The 13701-nt window shown below is 39.4% G+C and carries 10 protein-coding genes; 9 read left to right on the forward strand and 1 reads right to left on the reverse strand.

The features are described 5' to 3' along the window. The first annotated feature begins 228 nt into the window (after positions 1–228). The 9 genes from ACJAZP_RS00960 to ACJAZP_RS01000 all read left to right on the forward strand — a co-directional run bounded on the left by ACJAZP_RS00960 (position 229) and on the right by ACJAZP_RS01000 (position 12834). Positions 229–645: a universal stress protein gene (locus ACJAZP_RS00960; protein WP_415228856.1), complete on the forward strand. Its 417-nt coding sequence runs from the start codon at positions 229–231 to the stop codon at positions 643–645. A gap of 262 nt (positions 646–907) precedes the next feature. After that, the gene (gss, locus tag ACJAZP_RS00965; protein WP_415228857.1) at positions 908–2797 is read left to right on the forward strand and encodes a bifunctional glutathionylspermidine amidase/synthase; all 1890 of its coding nucleotides are present in this window, start codon (positions 908–910) and stop codon (positions 2795–2797) included. A 192-nt stretch (positions 2798–2989) separates the two neighbouring features. Continuing rightward, the gene (locus ACJAZP_RS00970) at positions 2990–3955 is read left to right on the forward strand and encodes a TDT family transporter (RefSeq protein WP_415228858.1); all 966 of its coding nucleotides are present in this window, start codon (positions 2990–2992) and stop codon (positions 3953–3955) included. Between the two features lie 193 nt (positions 3956–4148). Continuing rightward, positions 4149–5015, forward strand: a complete 867-nt coding sequence (locus ACJAZP_RS00975) for a DMT family transporter (protein WP_415228859.1) — start codon at positions 4149–4151, stop codon at positions 5013–5015. A 529-nt stretch (positions 5016–5544) separates the two neighbouring features. Continuing rightward, a complete protein-coding gene (locus ACJAZP_RS00980; protein WP_415228860.1) occupies positions 5545–6420 on the forward strand; it encodes an HD-GYP domain-containing protein in 876 nt (291 codons plus the stop codon). 147 nt (positions 6421–6567) lie between these two features. Next, positions 6568–7674, forward strand: coding sequence for a spermidine/putrescine ABC transporter substrate-binding protein (locus ACJAZP_RS00985; RefSeq protein ID WP_415228861.1), 1107 nt, complete (start codon positions 6568–6570; stop codon positions 7672–7674). A gap of 46 nt (positions 7675–7720) precedes the next feature. Next, the gene (locus ACJAZP_RS00990; protein WP_415229016.1) at positions 7721–10117 is read left to right on the forward strand and encodes a putative bifunctional diguanylate cyclase/phosphodiesterase; all 2397 of its coding nucleotides are present in this window, start codon (positions 7721–7723) and stop codon (positions 10115–10117) included. A gap of 172 nt (positions 10118–10289) precedes the next feature. Beyond that, on the forward strand, positions 10290–12122 hold the full coding sequence (locus ACJAZP_RS00995) for an SLC13 family permease (protein WP_415228862.1): 1833 nt from the start codon (positions 10290–10292) through the stop codon (positions 12120–12122). 70 nt (positions 12123–12192) lie between these two features. After that, on the forward strand, positions 12193–12834 hold the full coding sequence (locus ACJAZP_RS01000; RefSeq protein WP_415228863.1) for an HAD family hydrolase: 642 nt from the start codon (positions 12193–12195) through the stop codon (positions 12832–12834). 146 nt (positions 12835–12980) lie between these two features. Here the strand turns inward: ACJAZP_RS01000 and ACJAZP_RS01005 are convergent, their stop codons facing one another. After that, entirely contained in the window at positions 12981–13271 is a 291-nt protein-coding gene (locus tag ACJAZP_RS01005) for a hypothetical protein (protein ID WP_415228864.1), read from the reverse strand. Positions 13272–13701 lie beyond the last annotated feature (430 nt).

A 13701-nucleotide genomic window follows, 5' to 3' on the forward strand; every position in this document is an offset into this window, starting at 1 on the left:
CATTTATTGTTGCTGTTTTTGTTTTTGAAATCCTTATTTTTAATGATTATTTTATTGAAAATATCACCGCTGTTCAGTGCGTTTTATAAGCGCACAAAAATATATTTTTGTGGTTGAGTGCTATACTTTTGACAAAAACAAGAGGATTAAATTATCCATGATACAAACAGGTTTATTTACTAACAATCACTAATATTATTCTTAATAAACTTAATTTGGAGAAGGAACATGAGTTATAAACATGTATTGGTTGCCATTGATTTGACTGAAACTAGCGATATAGTAATAAGCAAAGCTGTATCATTAGCTAAAAATTTAGATGCAAAACTTTCCTTTATCTCGGTTGATGTTTCACATCCCGATAAAGATCGGGATTACGATCCGCTTGAGCTTAAATTAATTGAGCAAAAACGCCAAGAATTAGCCGCTAAGCTCAAGGAACTTGCAAATCTAACCGATTATCCCATCGCTAATACCCTGGTGGTAGGGGGTGACGTGGAAGAAACTTTGATGCAGGAAATGACCAAGATTCAGGCCGATTTATTAGTGTGCGGGCATCACCACGGTTTTTGGAACCGTTGGTGGTCTTCTGCGCGTAAATTGGTCAATATCACCATCGTTGATTTATTACTTATTCATCTTTAAATTCATCCAAAGTGGCCAATAAATATTGGCCACTTAATTTGATGGGCTTTGTAAAAATTCACTTGCAGCTTTTCCCCTGTTGAATTCCTTTATAACGGATAAAAATATTAAACCAACGCTAAGGTTAGTCTCTGGTAATGCCTTAATATTTAGATCCTCATTGAACTTCAGATAATGCTTTAAAAGAGACTCAATTTACATTGCCAAGGTAAAGTTAGTTGTTTATATTATTGCTGTTATCTACTTTTAGAGGTTAAACATTTTGCCACATAAATCCCCGTCTGTTTTTGCTACCTTACTCGGTTATGCGCCAGGTGGTGTTGCCGCTTATTCCTCTGATTATGATACTGCCAGTGATATTGAATACCCCAAACGCAGTGCTTTTCGCAGTTATTTGGATGGTATTTATATGGGCTACAAATGGCAATGTGTTGAATTTGCGCGACGCTGGATGTATATCAATAGGGGCACTATTTTTGATGACGTGGCCATGGCCTATGAGATATTCGATTTACGCTCGGTGAGAAACATTGCCAATAACAGCAGGCTGCCTTTGCAGGCATTTTGTAACGGCAGTAAGAACTTGCCGCAACCGGGCAGTTTATTAATTTGGGAGCAGGGTGGAGAGTTTGCTGAAACCGGGCATGTTGCTATTATTACTGAGGTTTTTCCCGATAAATTACGTATTGCCGAACAAAATTTAGATCACCAAATCTGGCCTGAGGGGCGCTCTTTTAGTCGCGAACTTCCCGCGACGACCACCGAAGAAGGTGAGTATTGGTTAAAATGCTCTTTTAATGATGCCACTATTTTAGGTTGGATGACACAAACCGAGGATGACCGTGATGCCGAGCCGAGCCCTGAAAGCAATAAGCAGTTATTTAACTTAATCAGTCGCCGGGCAAAAGTGCAGGTTAAAACACAAAAATCCTGGCTTAATGTTGCCAACGAGGATGAGGCCGCTTATGTGCAGGCAATGCACGGACATAAGCTAAGCGCAGTCACAGCGGATCAATATCGTTATTATGTTTTGTCGGAAACGGCGCATTATGCATTACAACGTGCTGCCAATGAACTGCATGGTTTGTTTATGCACGCCACCGATTATGTCTTGGAAAACCCAAGCTTATTAAATAAATTTAACCTGCCCGCATCGATTTTACCGAAAATACGCCAGTCCTGGGATAACCGTTTAAACGAACTTATTACCAGTCGTTTTGATTTTGCCATGACTCCGCAGGGGTTAAAGGTCTATGAGTATAATTGTGATTCGGCTTCCTGTTATATGGAAAGTGCCAAAATTCAGGGTAAATGGGCGCGCCATTATGGCGTCCATGAAGGTCAGGACAGCGGTAAAGATCTTTTTAATCATCTGGTTAATGCATGGCGTAAAAGTCAGGCGAAAGGGCGGGTGCATATTTTGCACGATAACGATCCGGAAGAAAAATACCATGCGTTATTCATACAACAAACATTAAAATCGGCAGATATCGAAAGTACACTAATCTGCGGTATTAGCAGTCTGCGCTGGGATAGCCTGGGTAATATTTTAGATGCTCAGGGACAGGTCATTCACTGGGTGTGGAAAACCTGGTCCTGGGAAACTGCTCTGGATCAAATACGCATACAATCTGAAGCAGATGAGGCAGTTGCAGACAAATATCGACCTTTGTGGCAACGCGGTCAAGCCCCGCGTCTGGCAGATGTCCTACTGCACAAGAACATTATGATTTTTGAGCCGTTGTGGACCCTTATTCCAAGTAACAAAGCGATTCTTCCGGTGCTCTGGTCATTATTTCCAAATCACCCTTTATTATTACATAGTGATTTTGTTTTAAATGCGGAGTTACAGGCGAGCGGTTATGTCAGCAAACCAATCGTTGGGCGTTGCGGAGCCAATATACAGATGGTCGATGATAGTGATACTGTCCTTGAGGAGACCGGGGGGCAATTTGCGGCACAGGAGCAAATATACCAGGCATTATTTCCACTGCCGCTGGTCGATGGTTATTATGTGCAGGTGTGCGCCTTTACGGCGGCGGGTAAATATGCCGGCAGTTGTCTGCGTGTTGACTCATCGATGATCATCAGTAAAGACAGTGATTGTATGGCGTTACGTTTTGTAAATGATGAACATCTTATAAATCAATAGCAGACCCATTATGGGTTGCGACAATCCCGTTTGTTCCTCTTATTGTCATGATCCGCAGGGCAATGAGAGAGATTTTTCGTTTGCCTGATAGAAAAATCGTGACGGGAGTGACTTTTACGATAGAAGCTTGTAATTATTCGCTGATGAGTTTAGTTTACGTCATTTTTAATCATGACTCGCTAGGAAACAATTTTGATTTACCAATTTAAAACTGTCAATCGTATTTTTTACGCCACGCCGAGTGCACTTGCCGGGTTGGCGCTGGGTATTGCCAGCTTAGGACTCTGCCTGGAAAATATAACCCTGTTAAATGGTATTGCACAACCCTTTGCAGCGCTGCTTGCCAGCTGTTTATTGTTTCCTCTTTTTTGTAAATTTTTATTTAACCCCGAGCTTTTAAAACAAGATTTACAGCATCCTGTCAGAGCCGGTCTGTCACCTATTATTGCCATGGCAACCATGGTGATAGCGAATAATATATCTATTGATTACATGCAATTAGGTCAGTGGATCTGCGCAGTCGCGCTTATATTCCATTTTGGTCTGTTAGTTTTTTTTATTTACTACCGTATTAAAAATTTCCAGTTTTCACAGATATCACCAAGTTGGTTTATTCCTCCAATCGGCCCGGTACTTGCGGTTTTGATGTTTCCGGGTGGTTTACATCCCTTTCTAGCAAAGTGGCTAGTCTATTTTGCATTAGTTGCGTACCTAGTACTCTTACCTGTTGTACTTTACCGTTTGCTCTTTTGTGTGATGTCGAGTGATAACGAAAAACCCATCGTGGTGATCCTCGCTACACCGGCCAGTTTATTGCTACTGGGATATTTGTCGACCACAATACAACCAAATTATGTGCTGTTCTGCTTGCTTGTTGGGGTTTCAATACTGATGACCGGCATTGCTTACCTGGCTTTGATTAAGTTATTACGTTTGCCTTTTACACCTGCCTACGCGGCATTCACTTTCCCATTAGTTGTTGGGGCTGTGGCATTATTTGAAGTAACGCATTTTTTATCGGAGCATGAGGTTAATCCGCAAGTTGTCAATCTCAGCGAAACATTGGCTTATGGAGAGTTAAGCATTGCAACCCTGATGATTATTTATGTAAGCTGCCGATATTTGTTACATTTTTCCAGTCGGAAAAAATATTCATAAGGTGATTCTTTTATGTCACGCTCTCGAATACCGAGTACACAGAAACAGCCAATATAAGAGCAACCATTATTTTGTTTAATCATCACTGTCGACTTAAGTCTAAAATTTCCGTAGTCGACGGTGAATCATTTTTGCCGGTAAATATAATCATTTACAATCAGCGCTTTAATTTTATGTTAATAAGGATTTTATCATGGCCTATCTGCTCGCAGTGACCCTATTATGGGCTTTTTCGTTTAGTTTAATTGGTGTTTATTTAGCTGGACAAGTGGATCCATGGTTTTCTGTATTGTTGCGTATCCTGCTTGCGACTTTAGTGTTTTTACCTTTTTTGCAGCCCCGTAAAATTGCTTTTTCAATGGTACTTAAACTGATGGCCATTGGCGCTATTCAACTCGGCTTAATGTATGTTTTTTATTATCAATCGTTCCTCTATTTAACGGTCGCAGAAGTGTTGCTGTTTACGGTGATGACGCCGATTTATGTGACCTTGATCAATGATGCCTTTGACCGCCATTTTAACCGTCATTTTATGTTATCCGCCGTTATTGCCACGGCTGGCGCGGTTGCGATTCGTTATAATCACATTGACAGTAATTTTTTACTGGGATTTTTGCTGGTACAGGCGGCGAATCTTTGTTTTGCTACGGGGCAGGTGAGTTATAAACGTTTGTTGGCCAGCCATGAGCTTGAGCAAAAAACTATTTTTGGATGGTTTTTTATTGGCGCGTTACTGGTGGCAAGTATCTGTTATTTGATTTTTGGAGACAGCGAAAAATTACCAAGCACCCCTTTACAATGGGGAATACTTATCTATCTTGGCACTATTGCCTCGGGTTTGGGGTATTTTGCATGGAATAAAGGCGCAACCTTAGTTAATGTCGGCGTGCTGGCGGTGATGAATAATTTGCTTATTCCAGCGGGTATTTTGGTCAATGTGCTTATTTGGAATCGTGATGCGGATATTTTTAGATTAAGTATTGGCGGGGCAGTTATTTTATCTGCTTTATTAGTTAATCAGTGGTTAAGTAAAAGGGCTAAGTTAGCAACTCCTGCATAACACTGTGTTTCAGTCTTAGTTTTGCTTTGATTGATAAACATTCTGTTCTTCACTGCATGTTTAAGAGCGTTTGCTGGGTGCTTGTACATAACACAAGCACCCAGCAAACTGAAAAAAAGCGTTGTATCACTGTTTGATAATATCCGTGGCTGATAGTGATAAAAACGGTGGTGATTTGCCACCCAAAAAACTATCATAGCCACCGTTATTGCATTTTTTTACGTTCTAATACAGTGACTAATGTGATAAATTGCTTTGATGACAGGCTAACCGACTGTTACGGGATTAATTTAAATGGCTTAATTCAAAGGATGATTTTAATGTGATGTTGTTATGCTTTTATTGGTGTTTTTGGCGAGCTTTATGATGTTCCATAACCTACCGGGGAAACGGTTTATCTCTTTTGAATATGCGCTAACGCATTGTTTGATAATATTGCCTTGTTATAAAATGAATTTTTTGTGCATGCAGGTGCACATATTTTATTTTACTAAGTATATAAACTTGTAAACTGTCAGTCGGAAATTAAATGAATCTTAAACCACACCATCAAATTGTATTGATATATCTGACCGTCGGCATTTTGTGGATATCTTTATCTGATTTTGCCGTATCGTTATTATTCCGAGATAGTAACAATATTATTTTGGCGCAGAATATTAAGGGATGGGGTTTTATTATCGTTACCGCGATACTTTTATTTTTTATTTCCAGAAAAAAGATTAATACGGTAACAGAATTAAACGCTAAATTATTTAAAAATCAAGAACAAATGATGAATGGCTGGGTTAGCCTTATTGATCTGCGTCATAGAGAAACAAAAGATCATACTGTCCGGGTGACCCATATGGCCCTTAAGCTGGCAAAACTATTTGGCATTACCGATCTCAGCGAACTTAATCACATCAAGTGGGGAGCCATGCTTCATGATATAGGCAAAATTAGCATGCGTGATGAAATTTTAACTAAGCCGGGCAAACTAGACTCAACGGAGTGGGAGGAAATGAAAACACACCCGCAAATAGCTAATGATATTTTATCCGGGATTGAATATCTTATTCCCTGTCGAGACATTCCCTATTCGCACCATGAAAAATGGGATGGCAGTGGTTATCCTCAAGGTCTAAAAGGCGATGCAATACCAGTAACCGCCAGACTTTTCGCCGTGATTGACGTATGGGATGCCCTTATCCATTCTCGAGTCTATAAATCAGCATGGCCGGAAGAAAAAGTGCTGGAGCACATAAAAGAGCAGTCGGGGGTGCATTTTGATCCGGATATAGTTACATTATTTATCGATAACTATAGTGAAATAAAAAAAAGCGCCGTACATGTTCATATTCTGCCGGCAAATAAGACCATTGCCACGGATACATGCCACATTGTCAATTCAATGGCGCGATGAAAAGCCTTTGTGATGTAAAAAAGGCAAGTATAGCTGTTTGAACTTATTTTCAAATCAATGGCTGTCATTGTTAGGTGTGTATTAGTTCATTTAATTAATCTTTTGTGTCATCAATAGAATGGTAAATAAATAGAATGGTAAAAAATAATGAAGAGGTCTCACTTGAAACCGCCGGATATTAAAGGGCATTACCATTTTTTTTTAAAAACCTGTATTTTATCTGTTAAAACCATGCTGGTGGTTTTCTTCTTGTGTTTTTTTGTGACCCCTCTCTATGCTCAGGATATAAAAATATTAACCTGGGAGGACTACCTCTCGGAATCGGTTATTAAGGCCTTTACAAAAGAAACCGGGCATACCGTTAAGCTCTATTATTATGATAGCGGGCCTGAACTTCATGCTATGTTAAGCAAGGGGCAGGGCAGTCAATTTGATCTGGTGCTGATGGATGATGCAGTAACAGGCCACTACGGAAAAGAAGGATTATTTCAATCTCTAACGTCTATCCCCATCGCTAACCTGCAATATAATAGCCTGCAATCTCAACAGACTTGCGGCCAATATGGTATCCCCTACGCACAAGGCACAATGGGTATTATTTATCGCAGCTCAATATCTAAAACAGTCATTGATTCCTGGACTGATCTTTTAACCCCTCCTAAGGAGCATGTGGGGACAACAATGATGTTTAAGGATGACATTGATACTATTGCCATTGCGCTTCTTGCTCAGGGATCAGATCCCTTCTCATTAGACCAAGACGAATTAAAATCGGCTTATTTATTATTGAAAGCACAAACAAAATATCTGCTGCGCTATGGTTATCCTGTCAGCTATGTTTTACGGCAGGGAAAATCATCGCAACTCACTCTTGCATCAAGCTATTCAGATGATTTAAAGTCTATAAAAAGAGCTTCCGGGCAAGATGATTGGAAATATATTGTTCCCAAAGAGGGGACTTTGTTTTATGTGGATTGTTTTACGGCACCTTCCGGGGTTGTTGTCAAAGAGGGGACGAAAGCATTGCTGGGGTTTATTAATGATCCGGTTATGGCGTATAAAAACGCGCAGGATATCGGGTTTTATACCACTAACCAAGCCGCTCTGTTACTCTCAAGTGATGAGTATAAAAATAACAAGGAAATTTCAACCAGTGCAGAGATCCTAAAGCGTAGTTATAAATATAAACGCCTTCCTGAAAGCGATGTTATTATCCGTAACAAAATGCTCTCATTATTACAGACTCAAGAGTAGCCGCATCATGAAGCTTAGAAGAAAAATAAGGTATATTATATTGCCGGTGATAATGGTTGTTTCTGCCATGGTTTCTTCACTTTATTATGATCTTTATAAAAAGCAAATTATAGATACTAAAATAATACAGCTTAACGGACGTATTGAAAATCTATTATTACGATCCGAATACGAGCTTAATTATGTTAAAAGCTATCTAAGACAAAAAATTGAGAGTAAAGAGGCGTCTCTTATTTTTAATGCTAAACAAAGTGGCAATAATCTGCCTGCTCCGGACGTCACAGAGTTTCTTAATCTATTTGTGAATCAAAAAAACAGTGCCAATGACAACAGTCCTGTGATTAATGATCTTATTGTTTTTGACGCTAATCAGCAAATGATTGTTCATATCAATACCCTTGATCCCTTTGCTGTGCCAATTTTAAAAATAACAACCAAAGAAATCATGGAGCAAACGGGGGAGCAAGGTGCTCCGAATAAGATTTCTCAATATCATTTTTTTCTTGACAGCCCCTATCTTAATCAAATCCCCTCTTTATATATTCTTCAGGCTTTTTCGCACTATCAATTGTACTCCAAATCATTTTATGACAGTAATGATGATATCTATGTGGCGCAAGCGAAACTGGATAGTAATTTCTTTAAGAAAGAGATTAAGGCGCTTGTTGAGCAACATCATGGTTATCTTAACTACCAGTTTATAGATAAAAAAAGTAGCGTGGATAAACTTTCCTTTAGCAGCACCCCATTTCAAATAAATGAGAATGGTTCATACCAAGGCAGCTTTAAAAGCGCATTATTTGATATTATATTAACATTGAATAAAAACTATTTTGCAGAGCAGTTAAATAATATCCTGATTAAATTTTTACTCCTAAACCTGATTCTTATTACATTAAGTTATTGGCTGCTAATTTGGTTAATTGACCAACAAATTATACTGCCTATCACCAAACTGGCTAAAAGTGTCAAGGCAGTTGAAGCTTCACTTGTTGTTGAGCTTACCCCCTTAACCTCTAAGGATGAAGTCGCTGATTTAAACGAAAGTTATATGTCACTCATTCATAAAATAAATGACCAGGCAAACAATGACTCACTGACGGGGCTTGCAAACAGAGGCAGCTTTAACGAAAAATTAGCATCGGTCCAAAATGTCAGACAAAAAAATCAAACTTACGTAGCGCTTTTTTTTATTGATTTGGATAATTTTAAATATGTAAATGATAATTTTGGCCACGATACAGGGGATCGTCTGCTGATCGCTTTTAGTCAAAGATTAAAAAAGACGTTAAGAGTGGAAGATAAGTTTATTTCAGGAGATATGATTAATAGTATTGCCCGGCTTGGTGGAGACGAGTTTGTTATCTTAATGAATGGCTTACCCTCGATAGAAGCAATAGAGAGTATCGGCAAACGTATTAGCAATATATTTTACGACGGCTTTAGTCTTGGAGAAGACAAATTTGATGTGCACGCCAGTATCGGCATTGCTTATTCAAATGACCTTAAAAAGAATGGAGAGACCCTATTAACCCAAGCCGATGACGCCATGTATCTAGCCAAAAGAGCAGGGAAAAATAACTATAAGCTTTTTTCTGACGAAATTAAAGAGAAAATGCTTTTTGAAAAAAACATCGAAATTGAGTTAATAAATGCCTACAGTGATGACCAGTTTAGTTTGGTTTTTATGCCTTGCTACAGTGCTGAAACACTCGCACTAAAGGGATATGAAGTATTATTACGCTGCCCAATTCTAAAGGATGCCGGTATCGGACCCGATATTTTTATCCCGATTGCAGAGAATTCGGACATTATTTTAGCGATTGATTTATGGGTTGCTGAAGAAACCGTCAACAGACTTGCAGAGGTCATCCAAAAAAATGGATTTACAGGTTTCTTTTCGTTCAACGTTTCATCTAAATCATTAAGAAATGATAAGTTTTATACTATTCTGAAAAAGATCCTCGCTAGCAGTGACATAAATCCTAAGCAGCTGGAGCTGGAAATAACAGAAACCTGCTTGATGCCAGATGATCATCAGGCGGTTGCCAGCCTCAACCAACTCAAATCATTAGGTATACGGATTGCCATTGATGACTTTGGTACCGGATATACCTCATTTGGACAAATACTTAATTATCCTTTAGATACCTTGAAAATTGATCGATCATTTGTGACTAATTTGCGCATCACTCCTGCGGGTAAAAAGCCCACTTTGGATATCATTTTTGAGCTTGCAAAAGCGTATCAACTTAATGTGATTGTAGAAGGTGTTGAAATGCAAGCTGATTTCGAGCATGTTAAAACGCTGGGTTGTGATATCGTGCAGGGTTTCTACTTTTCCAAACCGCGAACATGGACAGAGGTGCTGAAGCAGTGCGGGCAATTGCATCAGCTAGTTAAAAAACGCGGTCAACATAAGAAAATCGCATGCTATGGTTAATTCTGCAGTAAAAATACCCTTTTGTTGTTGTGCTGATTCAACTGCAAACATTTCAGTTCTTTTGCTAGAAGACAAATTAAATACTGAGAAAGTATTATATAGGGCAAAATAAGGGAATAAATAAAGCTTAACGCTACACTATAAAAACTGATCAAAATTAAAAAGGGTTTTTATGCCGTTAGTCACGTCTGTAAACAGCCATGCGATTGCTGTGATGCTTTTGACCCTTTTAGCGCTCTTTCTGTTCAGCAGAGAGAAAATTCCTTTAGAAACTTCCAGTCTTTTTATTATTGTGGCTTTGACGGTTGGTTTTACCATTTTCCCCTATCAGTATCAAAATACTCCCATTCACGCCTTGGATTTTTTTTCCGGGTTCGGGCACGAGGCATTAATCGCTGTTTGTGCGCTGATGGTTGCAGGGCAAGGATTAGTGCGGACCGGCGCTTTAGAGCCCGTTGGCCGGTTATTGTCCAGATTATGGAGTGTTTATCCAAAATTTTCCCTTCTGCTTACCCTGATTCTAGGGGCAACCTTAAGTGCTTTTGTCAACAATGTTCCCATTGTTATTTTGCTCCTGCCTATTTTAACAACCGTTTCGATACGTACAAAAACCTCTGCTGCAAAAGTATTGATGCCGATGGGCTTTGCCACACTAATAGGCGGAATGAGCACCACGATTGGCACATCTACCAATCTATTGGTTGTTTCAGTGGCTGTTGATATGGGGTTGAAAAGTTTTGCCATGTTTGATTTTTTCTTACCGGTCGCTGTTGCCGGGGCTGTCGCTATTGTCTATTTATGGTTAGTGGTTCCCTATTTTATTAAACAGCGGGAACCGCCTTTTTCCGATACTTCACCGAGAATATTTACTGCAAAACTGTTGATTCCTGCTGATTCTGTTTCTGAAAATCAAGCGCTGGAACAATTGATCGCTAAAACAGACGACATGATGAGGGTCTTAAGAATCCACCGAAACAGTAACGATATTTATTTATTACCGCATTCAAAAACCATTATAAAAGCTGACGATATGTTAGTTGTCGAGGATACGCCTGAAAACTTAAAGAGTTTTGAAACCATATTGGGCGCAGTTTTATATACTAGTTTAGGTGCAGTGGATGAAGCGCACCCGTTGATGGAAAAAGATCAGCAAATCGCTGAGGTTATTATTTCTCAGGGTTCACGATTAAACAATACAACACTTTCGCAAACACGCTTTTTAGAAAGGCATAACCTTGTCGCTCTGGCACTGCATCGGCCCGGAAAAAAAACCGAAACCCTTTTTAAGGGGATGGCAGATATTTATTTAAAAGTGGGTGATGTGTTACTGATACAAGGCAAAAGTGAGCATATCGTTGAATTGAAAAAAAACAGAGAATTATTAGTGTTAGATGCAACGTCGGATTTAACACATTCAAAGCAGGCTCCTTGGGCATTTTTGATTATGTTTTCGATTATTGCGCTTTCTGCATTGGGTATTTTACCAATAGCAATCAGTGCCACCTTAGGCGTGTTTTTGATGTTTGTGAGCAGCTGTATTAACTGGAAAGATGCTGCAAATGCACTCAATACCCAAGTTATCTTATTAGTGGTAGCTTCCTTGGCTTTAGGCCAGGCTTTACTGAAAACCGGCGCAGCTTCCTATTTAGCACATCTTTTTATATCAGCAACCCAAGGCAGCTCAACGATTTTTATGTTAAGTGGTTTGATGTTACTGATGGCAATCATGACCAATATAGTCTCGAACAATGCCGCAGCGGTAATCGGAACACCGATTGCGGTAGGCATTGCACAGCAGTTAAATTTACCTGCAGAACCTTTTGTATTAGCAGTTCTTTTTGGTGCAAATATGAGCTACGCCACACCCATGGCTTATAAAACAAATCTTTTAGTCATGACCGCGGGTGGATATACTTTTAATGACTTCTTAAAAATAGGGATCCCATTGATCATCATTATGTGGGTTGTGTTAAGTTGGACATTAACCATCATCTATAGTTTATAGTTGAATAGCATTGTGTGTTTAAAACGCAGTGCTCAATTTCACAAACCAGGCAAAGGCAGAGGGAGGCAGTGTGAACATTAAAGCAGTACTTTTTGATATGGATGGTCTGATATTTGATACGGAAGGCGTGTGCAAAAAAAGTTGGCAGCATGCCGCCCGCGAGCAGGGTCTGGATCTGAGTGATGCATTTTATCAACATTTTATTGGTGTGCAGGATATTGACTGTGAATCTCTGCTGGAGGTGGAATTTGCTGAAAAGCTCAATATGGCACGTTTCAAGCGGGTGCGGGATTTGCTGTTAGCAGTCGAAAGAGAGAAGGACAGTGCGTATAAAAGCGGCTTTGAAGCCTTATTTTTTGAGCTTATAAACAGAGGTTTTAAATGTGCCCTGGTTACCTCATCTGCCTTGCCGCTTGTTCAGCATCACTTTAGCGGCTGTGATTATTTATCGCTGTTTGATGCGCTTATTACCTCTGAACAGGTGAAAAATGGAAAACCGGCTGCGGATTGTTACCTCATGGCCTGCGCGCAACTGCATCTTTCACCCGCAGAGTGTCTGGTACTGGAAGACTCCAATAATGGTATGCGCTCAGCGATTGGGGCGGGCTGCCATGCTATTATGATTCCGGATTTGCAACAGCCGGATAGAGATGTTGCACAGCAAGCAACCGCCGTGCTAAGTAATTTGCTTGAGGTTAGGCAGTTTCTCTAGATGCGCTCTGTGGCTCTGCTCTAAGCCGCAAATGAATGAAAATTGTATCGGTCACATCAACAGAAAGCGCAATGAATCAGCATGCCGGGAATCATAAAGGGAGGGGGCTAACGGTTATGGATAATTAGCCCTGAAAAAGTAAGCAGTTATTTTTTAGGTAAATGTTGTTTTGCTTTTTCATATAATTCTTTTATTTTATTAATAGAGGAATTTACCCCTTTTTCCAATTCATGCTCAGTATTTTCGGCAGAAGATTTCAGTTTTTCTAATTTTCTGCGCGTATGTAGAAGCTCGTTATCAAGGTTTTTTAAATACGGCTCTAATTTGGTCTGTATTTCTTTCCCGGCTAAATCCATCTGTATTCTGGCTTCATCTGCTTTACTTTGTAATTCTGCCAATTCTGTTTTTAATTTTGTTAACATTGATTGTTTACCCATGATGAATCCCTTTTAGTGAGTATTTATATACCTTAGTGACAATCTAACTAAACATACTTTGATAGAGCTTATATCTGCTATCAATGAAAAGTATAGGGAAAGGCATTTTTTTTGCCACAGATAACAGTTCAAAATACAGCGAATTAGGATAGTTGCAGCACTGAATTTTATCGCTATTAGTGATATCTATGTGGTTTATGCTGAACCCTTAGTGATGGGATCTGAAGCCGCTTAGGCAACAATATTGAGCTAACTCAATGTTGTTGCCTAAGCGCGAAAAATAGCTGTATGTATGATTAAATATTGATAAACCGTAGCTGAGCTTTTTTGACCGTTTTTGTTTGAGATACTGGCCTAAGTCAGTTTGCTACGTCTTTTCTCCGTGAGAGATAGCACAATGAAAATAGATGAATCATTTTTTAAATTTTAT

Source organism: Psychromonas sp., from assembly GCF_047632955.1.
Taxonomy (GTDB): domain Bacteria; phylum Pseudomonadota; class Gammaproteobacteria; order Enterobacterales; family Psychromonadaceae; genus Psychromonas.